General features: G+C 65.6%; 19 protein-coding genes and 2 tRNA genes. 17 read left to right on the forward strand and 4 right to left on the reverse strand.

The features are described 5' to 3' along the window. Positions 1-17: 17 nt before the first annotated feature. The 8 genes from ASE90_RS17455 (at position 18) to ASE90_RS17490 (ending at position 6,947) form a co-directional block, all read left to right on the forward strand. Complete coding sequence (locus ASE90_RS17455; RefSeq protein WP_055756311.1) at positions 18-1,061, forward strand: rod shape-determining protein; 1,044 nt, start codon at positions 18-20, stop codon at positions 1,059-1,061. 17 nt (positions 1,062-1,078) lie between these two features. Then, positions 1,079-1,996, forward strand: a complete 918-nt coding sequence (gene mreC, locus ASE90_RS17460) for a rod shape-determining protein MreC (protein WP_056003880.1) — start codon at positions 1,079-1,081, stop codon at positions 1,994-1,996. After that, positions 1,993-2,493, forward strand: coding sequence for a rod shape-determining protein MreD (gene mreD / locus ASE90_RS17465; RefSeq protein ID WP_056003883.1), 501 nt, complete (start codon positions 1,993-1,995; stop codon positions 2,491-2,493). The genes mreC and mreD overlap by 4 nt, the downstream gene beginning before the upstream one ends. Further along, positions 2,490-4,526 (forward strand): penicillin-binding protein 2, encoded by a 2,037-nt coding sequence (gene mrdA, locus ASE90_RS17470; protein ID WP_056003885.1) that lies wholly within the window; start codon positions 2,490-2,492, stop codon positions 4,524-4,526. The genes mreD and mrdA overlap by 4 nt, the downstream gene beginning before the upstream one ends. Next, positions 4,523-5,659 (forward strand): rod shape-determining protein RodA, encoded by a 1,137-nt coding sequence (gene rodA / locus ASE90_RS17475; RefSeq protein WP_056003888.1) that lies wholly within the window; start codon positions 4,523-4,525, stop codon positions 5,657-5,659. The genes mrdA and rodA overlap by 4 nt, the downstream gene beginning before the upstream one ends. 114 nt (positions 5,660-5,773) lie before the next feature. Next, positions 5,774-5,849, forward strand: a tRNA-Lys gene (locus ASE90_RS17480). 11 nt (positions 5,850-5,860) lie between these two features. Then, positions 5,861-5,936, forward strand: a tRNA-Lys gene (locus tag ASE90_RS17485). Positions 5,937-5,978: 42 nt separating this feature from the next. Continuing rightward, a complete protein-coding gene (locus ASE90_RS17490; protein ID WP_056004179.1) occupies positions 5,979-6,947 on the forward strand; it encodes a 2-hydroxyacid dehydrogenase in 969 nt (322 codons plus the stop codon). On the opposite strand, the gene asd is transcribed toward ASE90_RS17490, so the two are convergent. Beyond that, a complete protein-coding gene (gene asd / locus ASE90_RS17495; RefSeq protein WP_056003891.1) occupies positions 6,944-7,795 on the reverse strand; it encodes an archaetidylserine decarboxylase in 852 nt (283 codons plus the stop codon). The two genes, ASE90_RS17490 and asd, sit on opposite strands and share 4 nt — an antisense overlap. A gap of 141 nt (positions 7,796-7,936) precedes the next feature. Here asd and ASE90_RS17500 point away from each other — a divergent pair, with 141 nt between their 5' ends. Beyond that, positions 7,937-8,500: an FKBP-type peptidyl-prolyl cis-trans isomerase gene (locus ASE90_RS17500; RefSeq protein WP_056003894.1), complete on the forward strand. Its 564-nt coding sequence runs from the start codon at positions 7,937-7,939 to the stop codon at positions 8,498-8,500. A 45-nt stretch (positions 8,501-8,545) separates the two neighbouring features. Here the strand turns inward: ASE90_RS17500 and ASE90_RS17505 are convergent, their stop codons facing one another. Both ASE90_RS17505 and ASE90_RS17510 read right to left on the reverse strand, forming a co-directional pair. Continuing rightward, positions 8,546-9,508, reverse strand: coding sequence for a family 43 glycosylhydrolase (locus tag ASE90_RS17505; RefSeq protein WP_056003896.1), 963 nt, complete (start codon positions 9,506-9,508; stop codon positions 8,546-8,548). A 250-nt stretch (positions 9,509-9,758) separates the two neighbouring features. Next, positions 9,759-12,596, reverse strand: coding sequence for a TonB-dependent receptor (locus tag ASE90_RS17510; RefSeq protein ID WP_056003899.1), 2,838 nt, complete (start codon positions 12,594-12,596; stop codon positions 9,759-9,761). A 184-nt stretch (positions 12,597-12,780) separates the two neighbouring features. Between ASE90_RS17510 and ASE90_RS17515 the strand changes: the two genes are divergently transcribed. The 6 genes from ASE90_RS17515 to paoC all read left to right on the forward strand — a co-directional run bounded on the left by ASE90_RS17515 (position 12,781) and on the right by paoC (position 20,557). Next, positions 12,781-13,947 (forward strand): cellulase family glycosylhydrolase, encoded by a 1,167-nt coding sequence (locus tag ASE90_RS17515; protein ID WP_056003903.1) that lies wholly within the window; start codon positions 12,781-12,783, stop codon positions 13,945-13,947. 104 nt (positions 13,948-14,051) lie between these two features. Further along, the gene (locus ASE90_RS17520; protein ID WP_056003905.1) at positions 14,052-16,136 is read left to right on the forward strand and encodes a putative bifunctional diguanylate cyclase/phosphodiesterase; all 2,085 of its coding nucleotides are present in this window, start codon (positions 14,052-14,054) and stop codon (positions 16,134-16,136) included. Positions 16,137-16,206: 70 nt separating this feature from the next. Beyond that, the gene (locus ASE90_RS17525) at positions 16,207-16,659 is read left to right on the forward strand and encodes a tRNA (cytidine(34)-2'-O)-methyltransferase (RefSeq protein WP_056003908.1); all 453 of its coding nucleotides are present in this window, start codon (positions 16,207-16,209) and stop codon (positions 16,657-16,659) included. Positions 16,660-16,772: 113 nt separating this feature from the next. Further along, positions 16,773-17,411, forward strand: a complete 639-nt coding sequence (gene paoA / locus ASE90_RS17530) for an aldehyde dehydrogenase iron-sulfur subunit PaoA (protein WP_056003911.1) — start codon at positions 16,773-16,775, stop codon at positions 17,409-17,411. Then, positions 17,408-18,358, forward strand: coding sequence for an FAD binding domain-containing protein (locus ASE90_RS17535; RefSeq protein ID WP_056003914.1), 951 nt, complete (start codon positions 17,408-17,410; stop codon positions 18,356-18,358). The genes paoA and ASE90_RS17535 overlap by 4 nt, the downstream gene beginning before the upstream one ends. Before the next feature lie 3 nt (positions 18,359-18,361). Continuing rightward, a complete protein-coding gene (gene paoC / locus ASE90_RS17540) occupies positions 18,362-20,557 on the forward strand; it encodes an aldehyde oxidoreductase molybdenum-binding subunit PaoC (RefSeq protein WP_056003917.1) in 2,196 nt (731 codons plus the stop codon). Positions 20,558-20,562: 5 nt separating this feature from the next. On the opposite strand, the gene ASE90_RS17545 is transcribed toward paoC, so the two are convergent. Then, the gene (locus tag ASE90_RS17545; protein WP_056003919.1) at positions 20,563-21,891 is read right to left on the reverse strand and encodes an oligogalacturonate lyase family protein; all 1,329 of its coding nucleotides are present in this window, start codon (positions 21,889-21,891) and stop codon (positions 20,563-20,565) included. A gap of 112 nt (positions 21,892-22,003) precedes the next feature. Here ASE90_RS17545 and ASE90_RS17550 point away from each other — a divergent pair, with 112 nt between their 5' ends. Together ASE90_RS17550 and ASE90_RS17555 are read left to right on the forward strand one after the other, a co-directional pair. After that, positions 22,004-23,509 (forward strand): MFS transporter, encoded by a 1,506-nt coding sequence (locus ASE90_RS17550; protein ID WP_056003922.1) that lies wholly within the window; start codon positions 22,004-22,006, stop codon positions 23,507-23,509. Then, the gene (locus tag ASE90_RS17555; RefSeq protein ID WP_235531931.1) at positions 23,506-24,462 is read left to right on the forward strand and encodes a glycoside hydrolase family 43; all 957 of its coding nucleotides are present in this window, start codon (positions 23,506-23,508) and stop codon (positions 24,460-24,462) included. The genes ASE90_RS17550 and ASE90_RS17555 overlap by 4 nt, the downstream gene beginning before the upstream one ends. The last annotated feature ends 5 nt before the right edge of the window (positions 24,463-24,467 follow it).

The following is a 24,467-nucleotide window of genomic DNA, read 5'->3' on the forward strand; positions in this document are numbered from 1 at the left end:
CAACGACGGAAGTATCGATGGCCTTCTTCTCGCGTTTCTTCAAGTTCATGTCGCACGACATGGCGATCGACCTGGGTACCGCCAATACGGTGGTATATCTGCGCGGTCGCGGGGTCGTGCTGAACGAACCGTCGGTGGTGGCGGTCGAAACGCTCAACGGCGTCAAGCGGGTGAAGGCGGTCGGCGACGACGCCAAGCTGATGATGGGCAAGACCCCCGGTTCGATCGAGGCGATTCGCCCGTTGCGCGACGGCGTGATCGCCGACATCGATGTCGCCGAACAGATGATCAAGCATTTCATCCAGAAGGTGCATGGCCAGCGCCGCTTCATCCGCTGGCCGCAGATCGTGATCTGCGTGCCGTCGGGTTCGACCAGCGTCGAACGCCGCGCGATCCGCGATGCCGCGTCGAACGCCGGTGCATCGCAGGTATGGCTGATCGAGGAGCCGATGGCCGCCGCGATTGGTGCCGACATGCCGGTGACCGAGCCGATCGGGTCGATGGTCGTCGACATCGGCGGCGGCACGACCGAAGTCGCCGTTCTGTCGCTGCGCGGGCTCGCCTATTCCACGTCGGTTCGCGTCGGCGGCGACAAGATGGACGAAGCGATCGTCAGCTATGTCCGACGCAACCATAATCTGCTGATCGGTGAAGCCACGGCCGAGCGGATCAAGCAGGAAGTCGGCACGGCCAAGCCGCCGGCGGACGGCATCGGCACGCTGATCTACATCAAGGGCCGCGACCTGGTGAACGGCGTGCCAAAGGAAATCCAGATCAACCAGGGCCAGATCGCCGAGGCGCTGTCCGAACCGGTCGCCGCGATCGTCGAAGGCGTTCGGATCGCACTGGAAAACACTGCGCCAGAGCTGGCCGCCGATATCGTCGATCAGGGTATCGTGCTGACCGGTGGAGGCGCGCTGTTGCAGGGGATCGATGAGGTACTGCGCGACGAGACCGGCCTGCCGGTGACGGTCGCCGAAGACCCGCTGACCTGCGTCGCGCTCGGCACCGGGCGTGCGCTCGAGGATCCGATCTACAAGGGCGTCCTGCTCGCCGTTTGATAGAGGGGTCGGGGAGCATGGCGCCGCCACGCAACCACCGCCCGGGTTTCTCGCGGCGGGCGCAGTATACCGTGTTCGCGGGCTATGTGCTGGCGGCGAGCGGCGCATTGGTCGGTGCCATCCTGCTCCTGATTTCGATCATCGATCCGCGCGCCTTTGCCGTGCTGCGCGGGGCGGTGCGCGAGGCGACGACGCCGGTCTCGGCCGGGCTCGACTGGGTCTGGGACGGGGTGTCGTCGGTACCGCGCGGGATCGGCGATTATTTCGGTGCGGTCGATGAGAACCGGCAGTTGCGCGCGCGCGAGGCGGCGACGCGACGCTATCTGATGCAGGCGCGGTCGCTGAACCGCGAAAATGCGCGGTTGCGGACGTTGCTGGCGCTGCGCGACCGTTCGGCATCGCCGGTGATCGCGGCCCGGCTGGTCAACAGTTCGGCCGGCAGCACCCGGCGCTATGCGACGCTCAACGCCGGATCGTCGCAGGGCGTGCTGCGTGGACAGCCGGTGCGCGGGCCCGACGGGCTGATCGGCCGGATCGTCGAAACCAGCCCGAACACCGCCAGCGTCCTGTTGATCCTCGACCCGGAAAGCATCGTGCCGGTCCGCCGGACCCGCGACGGGCTGTCGGCGATCGTCGCCGGTCTGGGCAACGGTCAGGTCGAGGTTCGCACCGCCGGCGTGGTCAACGCGCCGTTGCTGGCGGGCGATGTCTTCGTGACATCGGGTACCGGCGGCCTCTATCCGTCCGGCATTCCGGTCGCCCGCATTTCGCGCAGCCAACGCGACGTCGCGCCGGCGCGGGTGTTCGCCGAACCGGACGCGCTCGACTTCGCGCTGGTCGAGCGGGCGTTCCTGCAACCGCCGGTGCCGCGCCCGACCCCGACCCCGACCCCGACCCCGACCCCCACGCCCAGTCCCGAGCCCGCCGCCGAATGAAGCTGCTGGGGCCCGACGACGATCGCAACGATCGCGTCCTGACACGCAAGGCGGTCATCAGCATTCTCGCCGGATCGTTGATGACGCTGATCCCCGTTGTCGCATCGGTGCCGTTCCTGCCGCCGTTCGGGCTGTTGATGTTCCTTGGCTGGCGGCTGTTCCGGCCCGGCGCTCTGCCGGTCTGGGCAGCGGCACCGCTTGGCCTGTTCGACGATCTGGTCAGCGGACAGCCGCTGGGCAGCGCGGCGCTGATGTGGCAGATATGTTCGCTGATGCTCGATCTGGTCGATACACGGCTGGTGACGCGGGATTTCTGGCAGGACTGGCTGCTGGCGGGCGGATCGATCGCGCTGTGCCTGATGGCGGGGCGGATCTTCGCCAGCCGGCTTTCGGCGCAGGTCGATACGGCGTTGGTGTTTCAGATCGTGGTGTCGGTGGCGTTGTTTCCGCTGGCCACGCGGCTATGTACGGCACTTGCGGGCCGTGAGGATGAATGAGCAGGATCGTCACCGAAGCCGCACAGGCGTTCAGCTTCTCCCGGCGGGCGATGGTGCTGGGCGGCGCGCAGGCGGCGGTCGGTGTCGTGCTGGCCGGGCGGATGGCGTGGCTGTCGGTCGCCGAGAACGAGCGCTATAACCTCCTCGCCGAAAGCAACCGCGTCAACCTGACCATGATCCCGCCGCGCCGCGGGTGGATCATCGACCGGCACGGTGCGCCGATCGCCAACAACCGCACCGACTTCCGCGTCGACCTGATCCCCGACCGGATGGAGGATGGCGACCGTGTGCTCGGCGAGTTGCGGCAATTGCTGGCGCTGACCGCCGAAGACATGGCGCGCATCCAGACCGACCTGAAGCGCGCCGGCAATTTCACGCCCGTGCAGGTCGCCGAAAATCTCGACTGGGAACGCTTCGCGGCGGTCAGCGTCCGCCTGCCCGAGCTGCCGGGCGTGCAGCCGACGCGGGGGTTTTCGCGCAGCTATCCGCCGGGGGCCGCCGTCGCGCACCTGACCGGCTATGTGGGTGCCGCGACCGCCGAGCAGTTCAAGCAGGCGCGCGATCCGTTGATGGTGACACCGGGGTTCAAGCTCGGCAAGGATGGCCTTGAAAAGACGCTCGAATCCGACCTGCGCGGTGCCGCCGGTGCCAAGCGGGTCGAGGTTACGGCGCGCGGCCAGATCGTCCGCGAACTCGAAACCCGTCCCGACAAGCAGGGCAAGAACGTCCGGCTGACCATCGATCTGGGGCTCCAGGAATATGCGGCGCGGCGGCTGGGTCCCAACTCCGGATCGGCGGTGGTGATGGACGCGGTGACCGGCGACGTGCTGGCGATGGTGTCGATGCCGGCCTATGATCCCAACAGCTTTTCCGACGGCATCGGGCGGCTCGAATGGAAGATGTTGTCGAGCGACGACCATATTCCGTTGATGAACAAGACGTTGCAGGGCCTGTATCCGCCGGGGTCGACGGTCAAGCCGATGCACGCGCTGGCGATCCTGCGCGCGGGGATCGATCCGCATCGCCGGGTGAACTGTTCGGGCGTGCTGCAGGTCGGCACCGGCCGATTCCACTGCCACAAGCGCGGCGGCCACGGCCCGCTCGACATGGTCGGTGCGGTCGCGCAGAGCTGCGACATCTATTTCTACACCATGGCGCGCGAGCTGGGGTACGACAATTTCGCGCCCACCGTCCGCGCGATGGGGTTGGGGCAGGAATATGAACTGCCCTTTCAGTCGCAACGCTATGGGACCGTGCCAGATAGCGCTTGGAAGTACCGAAAATACAAGCAGAAGTGGACTGTTGCGGACTCGGTCAACGCGTCGATCGGACAGGGCTATGTGCTGACCAACCCGCTGCAACTGGCAGTGATGGCCGCCCGCATCGCCCAGGGGCGACGGGTCGTGCCCCGTTTGCTGCTCGACACGCCGCACCGGCCAGCGCCATCGATGAACATTGATCCGGCCATGCTGGAGACCGTGCACAAGGCGACATGGGCCGTCATCAACGGCGGTGGCACCGGCGGTCGTTCGCGATTTCAGGGACTGCCCGGCATCGAGCTCGCAGGAAAGACCGGGACGGCGCAGGTCCGCCGCATCACCATGGCCGAGCGGCGCACCGGTGTGCTGGGGGATGGTGCCCTGCCGTTCAAGATGCGCGATCACTCGCTATTCATCGGCTACGCCCCCGCCAACGCACCACACTATGCGGTGTCGGTCGTGCTCGAACACTCCGGCCATATCTATACCGCCGCGCCGATCGCCAGCGACATCCTGTCGTGGCTGTTCGACCGGGACAAGGCGATGGCCCGTCTCGAACCGCTCGAACGCGAATGGGGTGGTGACATCAACGCCCGCATGGCGACCCAATGGCGGAGTTTCGAGGCCGCACAACGCGTGCCGGTGCTGAGCGTCCCTGCGACGCCGGCGGATGTCGAGGGAGCGACGACCAACGTCGTCGATTCCGCGGTCGCCAACCAGATCGAACCCGACCCTGCCGTCGCCCAGTCGAACGAAACCCGACGCACAGAATGAAACGCCTCAACCAAACGACCTCGCACGGGCTGGGCTTCGTCCCCGCCCCGCTAGCGCAATTGCCGTGGCGGGTGCTGTTCCTGCTGCTGGCGATCGGTGGCTTCGGACTGGTCGTGCTGTTCTCGGCGGCCGGCGGCAGCGTCCAGCCATGGGCGTCGCGACAGGGGATCGCCTTCGCCATCTTCCTGCTGCTCGCGATCGGTATCTCGCGCATCCGCCTGACCTTCTGGCGCGACCTCGCGCTGCCGGCCTATGCCGTCATTACGGTCCTGTTGATCCTGGTGGAATTGGCCGGGGCGGTGCGTGGCGGATCGCAGCGCTGGCTCGATCTCGGCTTCATACGGGTTCAGCCGTCCGAATTCATGAAGCCGGCGATCGTGCTGGCGCTGGCGCGCTTCTACGAATTGCTGCCGGCAGGCGAGATCCGACGGTTCAGCGCGGTGTGGCCGGCGGCGGCGATGCTGGGTATTCCGGTGGTGCTGGTGATGCTGCAACCCGATCTTGGCACCGCGCTGATGATCACCGCGGGCGGCCTGACCGTCATGTTCCTTGCCGGACTGCCGATCCGGTTGTTCGTCGGCGGTGCGCTGGGGCTGGCGATCGCGGCGCCGCTCGCCTTCCATTTCCTGCTGCACGAATATCAGCGCAACCGCGTCCTGATCTTCCTCGACCCCGAAAGCGACCCGCTCGGCACCGGCTATCATATCAGCCAGTCGAAGATCGCGATCGGATCGGGCGGGATTTTCGGCAAGGGGTTCCTGAACGGCACGCAAAGCCATCTCGACTATCTGCCCGAGGGGCATACCGATTTCGTGTTCGCGACGATGGCGGAGGAATGGGGGCTGATCGGTGGCGTATTCTTGATCACGGCGTTCATCCTGCTGGTCCGGTGGGGCGTCAGCGTGGGCGTGCGGGCGGAGGGTCGGTTTTCGAAGCTGGTCGCGGGCGGGCTGGCGACGACCATCTTCTTTTATGTCGCCATCAACCTGATGATGGTGATGGGGCTGGCACCCGTGGTCGGCATCCCCTTGCCGCTGGTCAGCTATGGCGGATCGGCCCAGATGACGGTGCTCGGCTGTATCGGCATCCTAATGGCGATCGACCGCGAGAACCGCGAACGCGTCCGCTTCTGACGCTAATTTTCAGGCTGGCGAGAAATAGGGTTTGCATCGCCGGCAAGGTTCGCTAAAGGCCCCGCTCCAACGGCGGAACGGCCCTAAACCGATCCGCCCCATCGCGCAGGCGACGGACGCATAGCTCAGTTGGTAGAGCAGCTGACTCTTAATCAGCGGGTCCTTGGTTCGAGCCCAAGTGCGTCCACCACCTGTCCGAATGGACGCATAGCTCAGTTGGTAGAGCAGCTGACTCTTAATCAGCGGGTCCTTGGTTCGAGCCCAAGTGCGTCCACCAGTTTTCGAAGCGGCACTGCCGTTCGCGTGCTATCATTGCACGATGACCCGCCCCCAGATCCTGATGCCCGCCGCGCTGACGCCCCACGTCATCGCCGCGCTCGAAGAACGTTTCACGCTGCACCGGTTGTGGGAACAGGACGATCGCAACGCGTTTCTGGCGGCGGTCGGACCCGACATCGTCGGCATGGCGGTGACCACGCTTGCCGGGAAGATCGACGCAAGCTGGCTCGACCGGTTGCCCGCGCTGGAGATCATCGCCAGCTTCGGCGTGGGTTACGACAATATCGATGCCGATGTCGCCGCGGCGCGGGGCGTGTTGGTCACCAACACTCCCGGCGTCCTCGACGATGAAGTCGCCGACCTTGCCGTCGGGCTGCTGCTGGCGACGCTGCGGCGCATTCCGCAGGCCGACCGGTTCGTGCGCGATAGGCGCTGGTCGTCCGGGACCTTCCCGCTTTCGCCGACGCTGCGCGGACGCCGGGTCGGCATCGTCGGGCTGGGAGCGATTGGCAAGACAATAGCGAAACGGATCGAGGCATTCGGCGTGCCGATCGCCTATCACGGACGTTCCCGTCAGGATGACGTGCCCTATCACTATTTCGACACCCCGGCGGCACTGGCGGCGGAGACGGACGTCGTCATCGTGATCGTGCCCGGCAATAGCGGAACCCGACACCTGATCAATAATGAGGTGCTTGCGGCGCTCGGCCCCGATGGCGTGCTGATCAATGTCGCACGCGGCGGCGTGGTCGACGAACAGGCGCTGGTGCAGGCGTTGCAGGCCGGCACGATCGGTGGCGCGGGACTGGACGTCTTCGAGGACGAGCCGAACGTACCCGATGCCCTGCTTGCCATGGAGAATGTGGTGTTGCTGCCGCATATCGGATCGGCGTCGGTCGCGACACGGGCGGCGATGGGGCAGCTGGTCGTCGACAATCTGATCGCGTGGTTCGACGGCGATCCTGCACGGACGCCGGTACCGGAGACCGCGGCGTTGAACCGGCGTTAGGCCGGAGCGACACCCATCGCCTCTCCCAACCGGACCGGCCGTTCCGGTGCCCAGTCCGGATTGAACGCGATCCGGCCGGGTTCGAACAGCATGACGATGGTCGACCCCAGCAAAAACCGGCCCATTTCCGCGCCCTGCCTCAAAGCAACGTCGCCCCGGCTGTACGACCATTCGGCGATCTGTCCGGACCGTTTCGGGTTGACGACACCGTGCCAGACGGTCGCCATGCTGCCGACGATCGTCGCGCCGACCAATATCATGACGAAGCGGCCATGTTCCGGTGAATCAAAGACGCAGACGACGCGTTCGTTGCGGGCGAACAGATTCGGCACGCCGCGTGCGGTGACCGGGTTCACCGAATAGAGTGCGCCCGGCACATAGATCATCCGCGCCAGTACGCCGTCGCACGGCATGTGCAGGCGATGATAGTCCTTGGGCGACAGGTACAAGTTGGCGAAGTTGCCACGCAGGAACGGTTCCGCGAGGGCCGGGTCGCCGCCGACCAGTTCGGTCGTGGTGAACCAGTGCCCCTTGGCCTGGACGATCCGGCCGTCGTCGATCGCGCCGAACTGGCTGATCGCACCATCGACCGGGCAGACGAAGTTGACACCGGCCAGCGGTCGGACGCCGTCGCGCAGCGGGCGGGTAAAAAATTCGTTGAACGATTTGTAGCTGTTGAGGTCCGGATTCGCGGCTTCGCGCATGTCGACACCATAATGCCGCGCGAACCACCGGATCAGTCGCGGCGTGAACAGCGCGGACTCCGCGCGCGCGACCCGGCCGGCGAGGCCGGTGAGGTGCCGTTTGGGCAACAGATGTTGAATCAGGATCTTCAGACGGTCGGACACAATCGGCCTTTGGATAGGACGCACGGATAGCGATGACGTCGCGACCGGCCTTGTCAGGTCGACCGACGCTAGGCAGGCGGTGGCATATGTCCAGCGGAAACGCATGGCGCGGCGGGGCGGTCCGGCCTATAGGCGCGCCGCATGAGCCAATTGTTCCGCGCCGCCCGCCTGTCCGCCCTGCCCCTGCTGGCGCTGCTATCGACCGTACCGGCCGTCGCGCAAAAGCCCGTCGCGGTGGTGAAGCCCGACAATGCGATCATCCCGCTTCCGCTCAATCCGACCATCCCGGCCGGACAACGGCTGTGTTCGACCAGAACGGCGTCGGGCCTCGGCTATACCGTCCTGCGGCCCGGTACGGGCACCAGGCCGACCGCGACCGACATCGCGCTGGTCAACTATATCGGCTATCTGGCGGCCAGCGGCACGATGTTCGATCAGGGCATGCAATCGCCGCTGCCGATCGATCAGGTCATTCCCGGCTTTTCGGAAGCGTTGCAGACGATGACCAAGGGATCGGTTGTCCGCTTCTGCATTCCCGCCGCGCTCGGTTATGGCCCACGGGAAGCAGGATCGATCCCGGCCAATTCCGATCTGGTGTTTCAGGTCGAGCTGCTCGATTTCAAGACCGCCGCCGAAGTTCAGGCGATGAACAACCCGGCTCCGGCTCCGGCCGAGCAGCAGCCCGCCGCTCCGGCCAAGCCATAAAGGGCGTACCGGGCGGCTCGCCGCCGCCCGGCCGCGCATAGAAGGCTATTTGTCCACCAGCGTTGGCGCATCCGCGCCGTCGGTCATCTTGATCGGCAGGATGCGGCCGTCGCGGGCGTAGCGTATGCGGTCGACCGCCACCTGCCGCTCGCCGCGATAGGGCGCGCCGCCCTGCGGGTTTTCCCAGCGGTGATAGACGATCAGCGACTGGCCGTTCGGGGTGGTAACGAAGCTGTGGTGGCCCGGCCCCTTGTGCGTGGCATCGCTGGTCAGGATCGCGCCGCGATAGTTCCATGGGCCGACCGGAGACGGCGCGGTCGCATAATGCACCGAATAATCGGGTCCGTTGAACCGGCCATGGCTGTACGACAGATAATAGGTGCCGCCGCGTTCGTGCAGGAAAGCGCCCTCGGTAAATTGCGGCGGGTTGGCGACCGGCACCTCGCGGGCGATGGTCACCATGTCGGGTTTCAGTTCCCACACCCGCAGCCTTGAACCGGCACTGCCGCCGGCATAGAGATAGCTCTTTCCCGACCGCCGATCGTTGAAGACCATCGGGTCGATTGCTTCGAAGCCCTTGCCCCCGGTCACCAGCGGGCGGCCGCTGTCGCTATAGGGTCCCTCCGGCCGGTCGGCGACGGCGACGCCGATCCGGCTGGGGGTGGGGTTTTGCGGCCCGACGGAGAAATAGAGATAATATTTGCCGTTCCGCGTCGCGACGCCCGGTGCCCAGAGGAAATGTTCGGGCGCGCCGTCATCCTCGATCCAGCCGATCTGATCGCGGCGGATCAGTTCGCCGCGCGGTCGCCAGCTCTTCAGGTCGCGGGTCGAGAAGGCCCCGAACCGGTCGGCGGCCCAGCTTCCGCCGGGGCCGCCGGTGGGAAAGACCCACAGTTCGTTGCCGATGAACATCGCGTGCGGATCGGCACCCTCGAACTGCGGATTGCCGCCCGGGGCCGCCGCGACGCTGGTGAGGAGGATTAGCGGCAGGAACAGGTATTTGCGCATGGGGGGGGTCCTGTGGGTTCAGAGGATCTTGTGTTGGTTCGTCGGGACGTTGACGAAACTGCTCCGCCGTTCCTTTTAAGAACATGCCTGCAAGAGCCGTTCGCTCAACCCTGAATTCGCCGTACCCCCGCGAAGGCGGGGGTCCAGAGCCAAGCCAAACAACCGCTTCCGCTGGCGGCCCTGGACCCCCGCCTTCGCGGGGGTACGCCAGAGGTAGGCGTTCGGCGCTTTCACAAGACTCCGCTCCGGATCAGAAGCGGAAACGGACGCCCAGCGAATAGACCCGCTCAAGATACTGGATCTGCCGCGTATAGACATCGCCTGCATCGTTGAACTGTCGCGTGCGCTTGATCGGGTTGCCGAGCAGGTTGACGATATCGAACGCCAGCGTGACGTTCGGCACCGGCGTCAGCGTCGTCGAGAAATCGAGCTGCCCCCGCCCCTTTTCGATCACGGCGCGGGTGCGCGGCGATCCGTCGGCACCGACGTCGAGCGGTTCGACGCTGTAATAGCTGACGAAGTCTGACCGGTAGTTGTACGCAAGCCGGGCCGAGAAGAACGAGCGTTCGTAGAGGCCGACGAGGTTCCCCGACCATTCCGACACGCCGGTGAACGGCACGCGGGTGCCCGCGACGTTGGGCGACGCGCTGAGCCCGGTCGCCAGATCGCCGCGCGCGTCGATATAGGTCGCGTTCGCCTGCACCCCGAAGCCGCGCATCCATTCGGGCAGACCGTCGATGTCGAGGAAGCTGGTAAAGGCGAGTTCGGCACCGTTGAACCGGGTCTTGCCGGTGTTTTCGGGCCGGTCGAAGCGCGACGGACCATAGCCGAGATCGACCGGCGCAATCGCCACGCGCGAAATGAACCCCTGCGCATCACGGCGGAACAGTGCGCCGGTCAGCGACCCGGTGCGGGAAAAATACCATTCGAGGCTGACGTCGTAATTGTCCGACGTCAGCGGGTTCAGATCGGGATTGCCGCCCGAGATATTGCGCAGGTTGCTGTTCGGGTCGTTCGGGTTCGGCGGATTATTGGGATCGATGACCGGCGGCGGCCCGACGGTCAGGGTCGGGTTCAGATCGAAGAAGTTCGGCCGGGTCCGCGTCTGGGTATAGGCCAGCCGCATCTGCAGTTCGTCGTTGAAGCGAACGCGGGCGCTGACGTTCGGCAGGTAATCGGTATATTCGTTTTCGGCGACCACCGGGCTGAAGGTCGGGTTGGCGGGATCGGTTTCGTCGCGCGCGAAGCCGCCGATCCGTGTCCTGGTCTTGATCGCGCGCAGCCCGACCAGGCCGTCGACGGTCATCGTCGACCCGAGATCGAACCCGTATTTGATCTGTGCATAGGTCGCGTACGCCTTTTCATTGGCGCGGAAATTCTCGGTCGGATTGAACGCGGGATTTCCCTCCGGCGCGCCGAAGAAGGATCGCAGTTCGGCGATGTTCGACCGGATGCTGGGTTCGGTGATCGACGCGAACGTCCGGACCGGAAAGGCATTGTCGAATTTGAACGCGGGCCGGGTCGAGCCGATGTCGATCGGCAACGCCGAGATCGGAATACGCTGATCGGTCAGCGGGCTGCCATTCAACGTGCTGATATAGGGCGCGCCGCGATCGCGATTGGCGTCGCGGTCGTTGTAGCGGAACCCGACCTTGAATTCACGGAAGAACCCTTCGCCGAGGTCGTACTGCGCATCGAAGCGGGTCTGGATATCCTTGCCGCTGACCTTGAGAAATTCCTGAAAGAAGCCGCGCGTCAGGAAATTGGCGGGATCGGTCACGTCGAAATCGACGAAGTTGAAGCTGGGGCCGCCGTAATTACCGCTCGGCGTTTCGAACACGACGTTGCGGGTCGGCGAACTGGCGAACAGATAGTCGATATTGTTCAGATTGAAGGTGTAGGCGCTGTCGGTATAGGCGATATCGGCCGACAGCCGCAGCCGGTCGCGGGTCCAGGTCGCGCCGCCGCCGACCTGATAGGTGTCGGTGCGGCCGTTGGCGGAGGTGAAATAGCCGTCCGGCGTGTTCGCACCGACCACGGTCGCGCCTTGCGCGATGGTCGGATTGCCGTCGCGCGTCGTCAGGTTGTTGAGGCGGAAGGCGTCGCCGCCGAAGATCGGCACGAACATCCACTGGTTGGAGTCATGGCCGCGATAGCCCTGATACAGGCCATCGACATAGATTTCGAGTTCGGAGCTCGGCCGCCACTGGAACGCGGCATTGGCCGATGGCCGAAACCGCTTGCCGTTGCTGGTGAAGCGTCCCTGCGCGTCAGGATAACGGACGCCGCCGACGCCGGCATTGGCGGCGCTGGTCGTGCCGATCACCAGCGACTGTTCGCGCGTCGCGTCGAGATAGTTGAGGCCGACATAGGAGGCGTTGACCAGCAACCCCATCTCGCCGATGCCGGTGTTCCAGCGCCCGCTGACCAGGAGGTTGCCGTTCCACGTCAGTCCGCCCGATTGCTCCCAGTTCACGCCGTTCAGCGAGCCGGAGATTTCGAGGCCCTTGAAATCGAACGGCCGGCGGCCGCGGACATTGACCTGTCCGCCGATGCCGCCCTCGATCAGGTTCGCGGTGCTAGACTTGTAGACTTCCAGCGCGGCGACGGTGCCGGCCGGGAAATCCTGAATCGCGACGAAGCGGCCTTCGGCGGTGAAGATCTCGCGCCCGTTATAGGTGGTGCTGATATCGGGCAGGCCACGGATCTGGACCCCGGCCGCCTCGCCCGCACCGCGCGTCACCTGCACGCCGGTCACGCGCGCGAGAGCGGCGGAGGCGAAGGTGTCGGGCAGCTTGCCGATATCCTCGGCGACGATCGCATCGACGATGCCGTCGGAATTGCGCTTCAACTGCTGCGCCGATTGCAGGCTGCGGCGCAGGCCGGTGACGACGATGTCGCCATCGTCGGTCGCGCTTTCCTGTGCCGATGGCGCGGGTGCGGTCGGGCTGACCGACTGGTCGGACGGCGTGGTGGGCTTGGGCGTTTCCTGCGCCGTGCCGACCTGCGCCAGCGCGGCCGCCGGCAGCAGGGCGGTGAGCGCCGCCAGCATCGATACCGAGCCTCGCAATACAGGCTTGTCGATCATAGTTCCTCCCCAGCGGTCATGGCCGGACGATCTCGCGCCGCCGGTCCACTTCGACCTATCAGCGGTGGCGCACGTTCACAATACGGTTATATGTGATAATTGAAAACGGTTACAGAAGAAGCACTTCGGCCAATATCCCGGGCAACGGGTGCGCCGGACAAGCGACATGAACGGGAGAGAATGGATGAAGCGATTTGCCGCCGCGCTGCTGGGTGCGACCATGTTGACGCTGTCGCCCGCGCAGGCGCGCGACCGCTGGACCGAGGCGCAGGCCGATGCGTGGTATGCCAGGCAGCCATGGCTGGTCGGGGCGAACTACACGCCCGCCAGCGCTATCAACCAGTTCGAGATGTGGCAGGCCGAGACATGGGACCCGAAGCGGATCGATTACGAGCTGAACCTGGCGCAGGGCATCGGCATGAACACGATGCGCGTGTTCCTGCACGACCAGCTGTGGACGCAGGACCCGGAAGGCTTCAAGCGGCGGATCGACGAATTTCTCCAGATCGCGGCACGGCACAAGATCAAGCCGCTGTTCGTGCTGTTCGACAGCTGCTGGGACCCGAACCCGAAGCTCGGGCCGCAGCATCCGCCGATCCCCGGTGTCCATAATTCGGGCTGGGTACAGGGGCCGGGCATGGCGGGGCTGCGCGACAAGAGCCGCTATCCGGCGTACAAGGCCTATGTGCAGGGGGTGATCGCCGCCTTCGGGCGCGACGACCGCGTGCTCGGCTGGGACGTGTGGAACGAGCCCGACAATGGCGCCGACCAATATCCGGGGCAGGACGGCAAGGAGCCGCTGGTCCGCGCGCTGCTGGCGCAGGTGTTCGACTGGGCGCGCGACGCCGATCCGATGCAGCCGATCACCTCGGGCGTCTGGATCGGGCAGGACTGGACACCGGGTGGCAAGGGATCGGCGATGGAAAAGCTGCAACTCGGCCAGTCGGACGTCATCACCTTTCACGACTATAGCTGGCCGGAGACGTTCGAGGGGCGCATCCGGCAATTGCTGCCGTACAAACGCCCGATCCTCTGCACCGAATATATGGCGCGCGGGAACGGGTCGACGTTCGACGGATCGCTGCCGATCGCCAAGCGGTACAATGTCGGGATGATGAACTGGGGGTTCGTCGATGGAAAGACGCAGACCCGGTTGCCATGGGACAGCTGGCAAAAGCCCTATGTGATGGCCGAACCGACCATCTGGTTCCACGAGGTGTTCCGCGCCGATGGCAGCCCCTATCGCACTGCCGAGACTGACCTAATCCGTCGGCTGGCGACGTCGCCCAGGGGAGTCGTGCCGGATACCGCCGCGGCCATGTCGCCCATGCCGCCGCGTCGTCGCCGCTGAACGACCGCCGCCCGCCATCGTCGCCGGGGGTGACGGGTGTTCGAAATCCTAACTTGTTGGTAAAGCTTTTATCCTACGTTGCGCTCTTCCACGGGGAGTCGCCGGTGCATCTCTCGATTTCGACCAAGGTGACCGTCGCCTGCACAGCGGTGCTGTTGCCGTCGCTGTTGCTGCTGGCGAGCTGGTTGCATATCGGTGCGGAGGTGGGCGATGCGGCGGGGCATATCGGTCATCTGACCGAATTGCTGCGTGGACAGGACCGGCAGGATGCCGCGCAGCGTGCGCTGCGCCTGTCGATCGGCGACGCGACCCGGCTGGCCGAACGACACGGCACCGTGCCCGACGCGCAATGGCGCGCGCTGTCCGCGGAGTTGCAGGCGTTTCGGGCGCTGAACAACGTCACGGCGAACGACCCCGATCGCGCGCTGCCGCCCGAGTTGCGGATCGCGCTGGCGCGGACCCGCGCTGCGACGCTGGCATTCGTGCCGATCGGCAAGGAACTTGTCGATATCGCCCGGATCGACCCCGATGGGATCAAGCCGACGATGCCGCGGTTTCTCGACGCGCTCAAGGCGCTGGAAACCGAACGGACGCGAACCCGCGATGCGATGGGCCGCGCGATCGGGGACGCAGCCGACGATGCGATCGCGCTGAACCATCGCGGCACCTTTCGCGCGCTGTTGAGCGCGGGCGCGGTCATCCTCGCCCTGCTGGTCATGGCGTTGTGGCTGCATCTGCGCGTCATAGAACCGCTGACGTCGATCGCGGGCATCCTGCGGGCATTTCGTGCGGACCGTCCGGTCGGGCAAAGCGTGCCCTGTCTTGACCGGCAGGACGAGGTCGGCGATCTGGCACGCGGCGTTTCCGAATATCACAAGGCGATGGAGGCACAGCGCAGCGCGCAACGCCGTGTCGACTTCCTCGCCCATCACGATGCGCTGACCGGCCTGCCCAACCGGTTGCTGTTCGAGAACCGGCTGTCGCACGAGCTGCTGCGGGCGCGCCGGACGGGTGAGAAGGTCACGCTGTTCGCGATCGACCTCGACCAGTTCAAGAGCATCAACGACCGTTGCGGCCATGCCGGCGGCGACGATGCGCTGCGACGCGCGGCCAAGCTGTTGTCGGGCTGCGTGCGGGCCAGCGACCTGGTCGCGCGGATCGGGGGGGACGAATTCGCGATCATCCAGATCGCACCGGCGCAACCCGCAGCCGCCGAGGGCCTGTTGCGGCGGATCGCGCGCGCGACCGACGCCACGCTGACTGCCGATGTCCCGATCCAGATGAGCATCGGCGTTGCCATCGCCGCGCCCGATCAAAGCGGCGGCGACCTCCACAACCTTGCCGACATGGCGCTGTATCGTGCCAAATCGGACGGGCGGAATACCGCACGGTTCTTCGATACCAGCCTGCTGGAGGAAGTGAGCCTGCGCAGCCGGCTGGGTCGCGATCTGGAACGGGCGATCGATGCAAACCAGCTGCACCTCGCCTATCAACCGATCGCAACGCCCGACGGTCGGATTGCCGGGTTCGAGGCGCTGCTGCGCTGGACCCATATCGATCTGGGCAATATTCCGCCGGACGTCTTCATTCCGATCGCCGAAGCGACGGGCCAGATCAGCCGTATCGGCCATTGGGTTGCCGATACGGCAATGGCGGCGGCGGCACGGTGGCCCGAGCACATGCACCTGGCGCTCAATCTGTCGCCACTGCAATTCCGCGACGCCGAACTTGCCGGCAGTCTGATCGACCTGGCCGCAAGGCACGGGGTGACGACCGATCGGCTCGAAATGGAAGTGACCGAAAGCGCCACCCTGCTCGACCAGCATCGCCATGCGGTACACACGACGCTGCGGCGGTTGCAGGCTGCGGGGGCGATCATCGCGATGGACGATTTCGGCACCGGACATTCCTCGCTCAGCAACCTGAAGGAATTCACCTTCGACAAGCTGAAGATCGATCGCAGCTTCGTCGCGGCGATGTTATCCGACGCCCCTTCCGCCGTCATCGTCAAGGCGACGATCGGTCTTGGCAAGAGCCTCGGCATGTCGATCGTCGCGGAGGGGGTCGAGACCGCCGAACAACTGGCGCAGCTTCGCGAATGGGGCTGCGACCAGTTGCAGGGCTATTTCATCGGTCGGCCGATGCGCGTCGTCGACCATCTGATCGCGCCCGTCGAAATGGCAGGCTGACCGACCGCCCCGGACAAACGGCGTAGGATGCGGCCTTGCGCGGCCGACGCCGAGCGGCCAAGCAGCGGCGATGCGGATCGCTCTCTACGAACCCGAAATCGCCGGCAATGTCGGTGCGGTGATGCGGCTGGGCGCCTGTCTGGGCGTCGCCGTCGACCTGATCGAGCCCCTGGGGTTCGCATGGGACGATCGTCGGGTCCGGCGGACGGCGATGGACTATATCGATCATGTCTCGGTCACGCGTCATGCCGACTTCGCCGCGTTCCGTTCGACCGTGGCGCCGCCGCGCCTCGTGCTGTTCACCACCAAAAGCGAGCGATCATCCTATGATTTCGCATTCCTGCCCGACGACGTGCTGTTGTTCGGCAAGGAAAGCGCCGGCGTACCCGCCGACATCGCCGCGATGTGTGACGAGCGCCTGCGCCTGCCGATCCGGGCAGTAGTGCGATCGATGAACCTTGCCACCGCCACCGCGCTCGCGCTGGGCGAGGCGCTGCGTCAGACCGGCGGCCTGCCCGGCTAATCCACGGCGGCTTCGCCCGATTGCGTACCGTCGTTGCGACGCGACGGGGCGATCGGCATCGTCGTGCGTTGTCGGGCTTTCGGGGATGTTCCCTGACAAGGATGATCGATCGAATGGCGGACAGGCCCGACATGGAAATTTCACGCCGCGGCGTGCTGGCAAGTGGCGCGATGGGCGCGGCCGTTGCCGTGACCCCGGCTGTTGCGACGGCGCAATCGGCACCCCGGCCCGCGTCGCCGCCGACGATGCCGGTCCGCTTCAGGGTGAACGGCAAGCCGCAGCAGATGACGCTCGATACGCGCACCACCCTGCTCGATGCGCTGCGCGAGCACCTGCACCTGACCGGCACCAAGAAAGGCTGCGATCACGGCCAGTGCGGTGCCTGCACCGTGCTGGTGGACGGCAAGCGCATCAATTCCTGCCTGACGCTGGCGGTGATGCATGAGGGTGACGAGGTCGTGACGATCGAGGGGCTGGGCACGCCCGACAAGCTGCATCCGATGCAGGCGGCGTTCGTGAAGCATGACGGGTATCAATGCGGTTATTGCACGCCGGGACAGATTTGTTCGGCAGTCGCCGTGCTCGACGAAATCCGGCGTGGCGTGCCGAGCCATGTGCAGGCCGACCTGACCAAGCGTCCGGCCGCGACCAACATGGAAATGCGAGAGCGGATGAGCGGCAATATCTGTCGTTGCGGCGCGTATTCGAACATCGCCGATGCCATGGCCGATGTGGCGGGAGCCAAGGCATGAGAGCCTTTACCTACGAACGCGCGCGCGATGCGGTCGCGGCGGCACGGATCGTCGCCAGCCGGCCCGACGCGAAGTTCATCGCCGGCGGCACCAACCTGCTCGACCTCATGAAGCTGGAAATTGAGACGCCGACGCATCTGGTCGATGTGCAGGATCTGGGGTTCGACAGGATCGAGAAGACCCGCGACGGCGGTCTGCGGATCGGTGCGCTGGTGACCAATACCGATCTTGCTGCCGATGAACGGGTAAGGCGCGATTATGGCGTGTTGACGCGGGCGATCGTCGCGGGCGCTTCGGGACAGTTGCGCAACAAGGCATCGACCGCCGGCAACCTGCTGCAACGGACCCGCTGCCCATATTTCTACGACACGAACATGGCCTGCAACAAGCGCAAGCCGGGTTCGGGCTGCGCCGCGATCGGCGGCTATTCGCGGCAACTGGGCGTGATCGGCGTGAGTAACGCCTGCATCGCGACGTTTCCAGGCGACATGGCGGTGGCGATGCGCGTGCTCGACGCCAGCATCGAAACGATCGATGGCGCGGGTGCGCGGCGCACCATTCCGATCGCCGACTTCCACCGGTTGTGGGGCGATCGGCCCGACGTCGATACGGTACTGAAGCCCGGCGAACTGATCACCGCCGTCACCCTGCCCCGCCCGATCGGCGGCCAGCATTTTTACGAAAAGGTGCGCGACCGGGCATCCTATGCCTATGCACTGGTATCGGTTGCGGCGGTGATCCAGCGCGACGGGTCCGGCCGCGTCGCCTTCGGCGGGGTCGCGCCGCGGCCGTGGCGGGTAGAGGCGGCTGACGCTTTGCTGCCGCAGGGGGCCGCCGCCGTCACCGCCCGTGCGTTTCAGGGGGCCACCCCCACCAAGGACAATGCGTTCAAGCTGCCGCTCGCCACCCGCGCGCTGGCATCGGTCATCGCGCAAGCCAAGGCATAATCCATGCAGTTCGACACTCCCGCGACGACCAATCCCATCGACCGGATGAAGGTGGTCGGCCGCGCGCACGACCGCATCGACGGTCCGCTGAAAACGACCGGCGGCGCGCCCTATGCCTATGAGCATCAGGGTATCGCCAACCAGGCCTATGGCTATATCGTCGGCGCGGCGGTGGCGAAGGGGACGATCCGGTCGATCAACCTCGACGATGCGCGCGGCGCGCCCGGCGTGCTGACGATCGTCACCGCCCAGAATGCCGGCAAGCTCGGCAAGGGGCAGATGAATACGGTAAAGCTGCTCGCCGGGCCGCAGGTCGACCATTATCATCAGGCGGTGGCGCTGGTCGTTGCCGAGACGTTTGAACAGGCACGTGCCGCCGCTGCGCTGGTGCGGGTCGATTATGCGCGGGCGCCGGGGCAATATGATCTGGACGAGGCACTGAAGGATGCCCCGCTCGCCGATGGTGATGGCGGCGTCGCACGGGTCGGTTCGTTCGACAGCGCCTTTGCCGCTGCGCCGGTCAAGATCGATGCCGAATATACGACCCCCGACCACAGCCATGCGATGATGGAGCCGTTCGCGTCGATCGCGGCGTGGAAGGGCGACGAACTGACGCTGTGGACGTCGAACCAGATGATCGACTGGGGCCGTGGCGATCTGGCGAAGACGCTCGGCATTCCGAAGGAAAAGATCACGTTGATGTCGCCCTATGTCGGCGGGGGGTTCGGCGGAAAGCTGTTCCTGCGCGCCGATGCCGTGCTGGCGGCACTGGGTGCCAGGGCGGCGAAGCGGCCGGTGAAGCTTGCCATGCAGCGGCCGATGATGGTCAACAACGCCACCCACCGCCCGGCAACCCGCCAGCGTATCCGCATCGGGGCGCGACCCGACGGGACGATCACCGCGATCGCACATGAGAGCGGGTCGGGCGATCAGCCGAACGGTGGTCCCGAAGCGGCGATCAACCAGACCAAGCTGCTCTATGCCGGGGCGAACCGCCTCACCTCGATGCGGTTGGCGGTGCTGAATTTGCCCGAAGGCAATGCGATGCGCGCGCCGGGCGAAGCGCCGGGGATGATGGCGCTCGAAATCGCGATGGACGAACTGGCCGAAAAGCTGCGGATCGATCCGATCGCGCTGCGCGTCAGGAACGATACGCAGGTCGATCCCGCAAAGCCCGAGCGGCGCTTTTCGCAGCGGCAACTGGTCCGGTGTCTGGAGGAAGGGGCGCAACGCTTCGGCTGGTCGCGGCGCAATGCGACGCCGGGACAGGTGCGCGACGGCAAATGGCTGGTCGGCATGGGCGTCGCGTCCGCGTTTCGCAACCACATGAACATGGCGTCGGGCGCGCGGGTGCGGCTGGGTCGCGACGGCATCGTCACGGTCGAAACCGACATGACCGATATCGGCACCGGCAGCTACACGATCATCGCCCAGACGGCCGGCGAAATGATGGGCGTGCCGGCCGAGGCGGTCGTGGTGAAGCTTGGCAGTTCGGCGTTCCCGGTATCCGCCGGGTCGGGCGGGCAATGGGGTGCGGCGAATGCGACCGCCGGGGTCTATGCGGCGTGCGTGCGACTTCGCGAACAGGTGGCGCAGCGGCTGGGCATCGACCCGGCGACCGCCGACTTCACCGATGGCAAGGTAAACGGCGGCGGGCGCTCCACCGATCTGCGCGCGGCGGCGGCCGGCGGCGACCTAATCGCCGAGGACAAGATCGAATTCGACAAGCTCGACAAGACCTATCAAATGGCGACGTTCGGCGCGCATTTCGTCGAGGTCGGGGTGGATGCCTATACCGGCACCACCCGCATCCGCCGGATGCTGGCGGTGTGTGCGGCGGGTCGGATCATCAACCCGAAATCGGCGCGCAGTCAGGTGATCGGCGCGATGACGATGGGCGCGGGATCGGCGCTGATGGAGGAACTGGCGGTCGACAAGCGGTTCGGCATGTTCGTCAACCACGACCTCGCCAGCTATGAGGTGCCGGTCCATGCCGACATCCCGCATCAGGAGGTCGTGTTCCTCGACGAAGCCGATGACAAGGCGAACCCGATGAAGGCCAAGGGCGTCGGCGAACTGGGCATGTGCGGCGTCGCCGGCGCGGTGGCGAATGCAGTCTATAACGCGACGGGTGTGCGGGTTCGTGACTACCCGCTGACGCTGGAAAAGCATCTCGACCGGTTGCCGCCGATCGCCTGATCCGGTCAGGAGGTGGCGGCCTTCGCCACCTCGACCGCATAGATGTGCGTCGCGCCTTCGAAATTGCCGCGGAACACCACCCATTTGGCGTCAGGGGTGAAGGTCATGTTCGGTTCCAGCCGGTAATCGTGGCGGCGTATATCGACCAGCTTTTCGACCTCCAGCGTGCCCGGCACGATCAGCGCATCGGCATTGGCGGCGTGGATGTCGGCTACGTCGGGAATTGCCTTTGGCGTGAACAGGTAGAGATACTTGCCGTCGGGGGCATGGGCGACCATCTCGCTGTCGCCGCCGTCCCCCGAAAAGCGCCGGCCGCCGGGCATCTGGTTGTAATGTACCGACCATTGGTTGCGATCGACCTTGTACCAGTGGCGTTTGCCGGTGGTCAAGTCGTAGCCGGCGAGCCAGAACACCTCGCCGCGCGGGGTTTGCAGATCGTACCAGATCGTCTTGCCATCGGCCGAGAAGAATTCGTGGCCTGCGATCTCCATGTTCATCGTGCGGCTATGGATCAGTTGCTTGCCCGTGCCGTCCGCCCGGATCGTCCAGATGCGGTCGACCCTGTGCCACGGTCCTTCATGGCAATACAGTATCCGTTGCGGATCGGTGGGTGAGAACTGGATGTGGTTCAGCCAGTCGGTCGAGGCGGTGACGACGCGGCGCTGGCCGGTGCGCAGGTCGATGGTAAAGATTTCCATCGGGATGCCCGCTTCCAGCCGTTCGTTCAGCCGACGTTCCTTGGCCTCGGCGAAGCTGTAGGGCGTGCCGTCCGCTCGGGTGGCGCGATAGTCCGCCTCGCCCGGTCCGACGACGCGGCCGGGGGTGTGACGCTGGTCCTGACGCGTGCCGTCGGGACGGAGTGCGCCTTCGCCCAAGGCGACCTGACCCAATAGCAGCGTTTCATCGGCATTGATCGAACCGATCGATCCGCCGGGAATGTCGGCGACTTTGCGGGTCCGGCCGCTGTCGATATCGACCGCGAAGACAGTGGAGGGGCCGCTGGCGTCGTTGCGAAGCTGGCGCGCGTAATAGGCGGTTCGCGTCCTCCGGCCGGTGAATAGCAGCGTCACGCCCTTCTCCCGGACCAGCGGCTTCAGGTCCCAGGTCTTCAGATCGACCGTCGCGATACCGTCGGGGACGCTGACGACCATCCGGTCGCCTTGCGGGGTGTAGCTGTTCTGATGGAAGTACAGGCTGGTGCTGTCGGGCACGCGGCTGATGCGGACCACGCGGTGGCCGGTCAGGCGGTCGACCCACTGCGCGGCTGGTTCGGCCAGCGCGGGCGCCGCGCCCAGTAGCAGGGCGGCAAGGCCGAGAATGATCGGGGTCCGCATCGCACTCTCCAAACGCACTTGTGATTATTCCACATAGTATGATAGCTATTCACATATTGAGCATGACGAACCGGGTGATGCAAGCCCGGGCCATGTCAGGGAGAGAGCGCGCGTGATATCCGCCCCACCAGCCAAGCGTCCGGTAAAGCTGATCAATTATCTGGCCTATGGGTCGAACGACGTGCTGGGCGCGGGTTCGATGGCGGTGATTTCGGGCTGGGTGCTGATCTTCTATACCCAGTTTTGCGGACTGACCGCCGGACAGGCTGCGCTGATCTTTGCCGTCGCCCGCATCCTCGACGCGATCGCGTCGCCGGTGATCGGCTATCTCTCCGACCATTTCGGCACGACGGCGCTGGGCCAGCGGTTCGGACGGCGGCGTTTCTTCATTCTCGCGGCCATTCCGCTGTTGCCGAGCTTTGCGCTGATGTGGCTGCCGGGCATGACCTTCTGGTATTATCTGGTCAGCTATGTCGGCTTCGAGCTGGTGTATGCGATGGTCATCATCCCGTACGAAACGCTCGCCGCCGAAATGTCGACGGACTATCGGACGAAGGCGAAATTCGCCGGTTTCCGCATCCTGTTCGGCCAGACCGCCGCGATCCTTGCCGGGTTCCTGCCATTGTGGCTCATCAACTATCTGGGCCGCGACAGTGCGCAGACATTTTTCTACATGGGGGTGATCTTCGCGGCGCTGTTCATGGCGACGGCGGGCTTTCTGTATCGGTTCAGCTGGGAACGCCCCCTGCCCGCACAGGCCGGCACCCGCGCGAATGCCGGGGTCGGGTCGGCGTTCAAGGCGCTGTACCGCAACCTGTTTTCGACGATGCGCATCCGTGCGTTCCGGCTGCATCTGGGCATGTATCTGGGCGGCTATATCAGTCAGGATATCTTCAACGCCGCCTTCACCTTCTTCGTGATCTTCGCGCTCGCGGGTACGACGGCGATGGCGTCGGGACTGCTGGGCACGATGTATATCGTCCAGTTCGTGGCGGTAGTGATCGCGATCAACCTTGCGCTCAGGGCCTCGCCGGCCTTCGCCTATCGACTGGCGGCGGTCACCTTCGGCCTTGGCGTGATCGTGCTGCTGTCGCTGTGGGCGGGCGGGACGACCGCGACCAGCCCGCTGATCTACCTGGCGATCGGCCTTGCCGGTCTGGGGCGCGGGGCGCTCAACTATATTCCGTGGGCCACGTACAACTACATGGCCGATGTCGACGAGATCGTGACCGGCCAGCGGCGGGAGGGCAGCTTCGCCGGCGTCATGACCTTCGTCCGCAAGGCGACGCAGGCGGCGGCGGTGGCAGGGGTCGGCCTCATCATCCAGGCGGGCGGCTTCGTTTCGGGCGCGCAGACGCAGACGCCGGAGGCGATCAACACGATCGCGCTGCTGCTGGGCGTCGGGACACTCGGGGTGCTGGTGGCGGGTATCATCGTGTCGCTGCGCTTCCGCCTCGATCCGCAAACGCATGCGATCCTGATGGAAGAAATCGAACGGCTGCGCGCCGGCGATCCCACCCCGCCCGACCCGCTGCACAAGGCGGTGGTCGAGGATCTGTCGGGATGGCCGCACGATCAGCTGTGGGGCAATAACCCGGTCGCGGCGAAAGTCGCGTGATCTGGGCGGCGCTGCTGGCGCAGGCGGCAGCGGCAAGCGCGCCGGTGCCGCTGTGGCGCGATCCGGTGCATGACGGGGCGGCCGATGCATCGACGGTGCGCGATCCGGCGACGCGCGAATGGGTGATATTCTACACCAATCGTCGCGCCGATCTGCCGTTGGCCGACGAGAAGGACGTGTCGTGGGTGCATGGCACCGCCATCGGCATCGCCCGGTCGAAGGACGGCGTTCGCTGGCGCTACGGCGGCACGGCGGCGATCCCGCCGGCCTGTACCGGGGCGACGCTGTGGGCACCGGACGTGCAGCGGATCGGCGGGCGCTGGCATATGTGGCTGACGGTGGTGCCGGGCTTGTTCAGGGACTGGAACGCGCCGCGCTTCCTCGTCCATCTGACCAGCCGCGACCTGATGCACTGGGACTGTGGCGAGCGGGTCGATCTCGGGTCCGACCGGGTCATCGATGCCAGCGTCGCGGTGCTGGGGCCGAACCGGTATCGGTTATGGTTCAACGACGAACGCGCGGGCAAGGCGATCAAATATGCCGACAGCCGTGACCTGACGCACTGGAGCGTCAATGGAACGGTGACCGACACGCCGGGCGAAGGACCGAAGGCATTCCGATGGCGCGGCACATGGTGGCTGGTCAGTGATGCGTGGAAGGGGCTGCTGGTCCAGCGGTCGACCGACGCGACGAACTGGACCCGGCAGCCGGACTATCTGCTGGCCGATGCCGGGCGGCGACCGACCGACCGGGCCAAGGGGCAGCATCCCGATATCGTCGTCGTCGGCGATCGGGCATGGATACTCTATTTCGTGCATCAGTCGGGTGAGGAGCAGGCCAAACGCGATCCGCGCTGGCACAGGCGCAGCGTGTTGCAGATCGCCGAGTTGCGCGAGCGCGACGGCATGCTTTCAATCGATCGGGAAGCGCCGGTGGTCCGGCCGTTGCGATAGGATCG

It is taken from the genome of Sphingomonas sp. Leaf67 (assembly GCF_001421965.1).
In the GTDB taxonomy this organism is placed as follows: Bacteria; Pseudomonadota; Alphaproteobacteria; order Sphingomonadales; family Sphingomonadaceae; genus Sphingomonas.

Bases quoted from the DNA above. Each gene is read 5' to 3' on its own strand.
- ASE90_RS17455 (WP_055756311.1), top strand. From the start codon at position 18: ATGGCCTTCTTCTCGCGTTTCTTCAAGTTCATGTCGCACGACATGGCG.
- mreC (WP_056003880.1), top strand. From the start codon at position 1,079: ATGGCGCCGCCACGCAACCACCGCCCGGGTTTCTCGCGGCGGGCGCAG.
- mreD (WP_056003883.1), top strand. From the start codon at position 1,993: ATGAAGCTGCTGGGGCCCGACGACGATCGCAACGATCGCGTCCTGACA.
- mrdA (WP_056003885.1), top strand. From the start codon at position 2,490: ATGAGCAGGATCGTCACCGAAGCCGCACAGGCGTTCAGCTTCTCCCGG.
- rodA (WP_056003888.1), top strand. From the start codon at position 4,523: ATGAAACGCCTCAACCAAACGACCTCGCACGGGCTGGGCTTCGTCCCC.
- ASE90_RS17490 (WP_056004179.1), top strand. From the start codon at position 5,979: ATGACCCGCCCCCAGATCCTGATGCCCGCCGCGCTGACGCCCCACGTC.
- ASE90_RS17500 (WP_056003894.1), top strand. From the start codon at position 7,937: ATGAGCCAATTGTTCCGCGCCGCCCGCCTGTCCGCCCTGCCCCTGCTG.
- ASE90_RS17505 (WP_056003896.1), bottom strand. From the start codon at position 9,508: ATGCGCAAATACCTGTTCCTGCCGCTAATCCTCCTCACCAGCGTCGCG.
- ASE90_RS17510 (WP_056003899.1), bottom strand. From the start codon at position 12,596: ATGATCGACAAGCCTGTATTGCGAGGCTCGGTATCGATGCTGGCGGCG.
- ASE90_RS17515 (WP_056003903.1), top strand. From the start codon at position 12,781: ATGAAGCGATTTGCCGCCGCGCTGCTGGGTGCGACCATGTTGACGCTG.
- ASE90_RS17525 (WP_056003908.1), top strand. From the start codon at position 16,207: ATGCGGATCGCTCTCTACGAACCCGAAATCGCCGGCAATGTCGGTGCG.
- paoA (WP_056003911.1), top strand. From the start codon at position 16,773: ATGGCGGACAGGCCCGACATGGAAATTTCACGCCGCGGCGTGCTGGCA.
- ASE90_RS17535 (WP_056003914.1), top strand. From the start codon at position 17,408: ATGAGAGCCTTTACCTACGAACGCGCGCGCGATGCGGTCGCGGCGGCA.
- paoC (WP_056003917.1), top strand. From the start codon at position 18,362: ATGCAGTTCGACACTCCCGCGACGACCAATCCCATCGACCGGATGAAG.
- ASE90_RS17545 (WP_056003919.1), bottom strand. From the start codon at position 21,891: ATGCGGACCCCGATCATTCTCGGCCTTGCCGCCCTGCTACTGGGCGCG.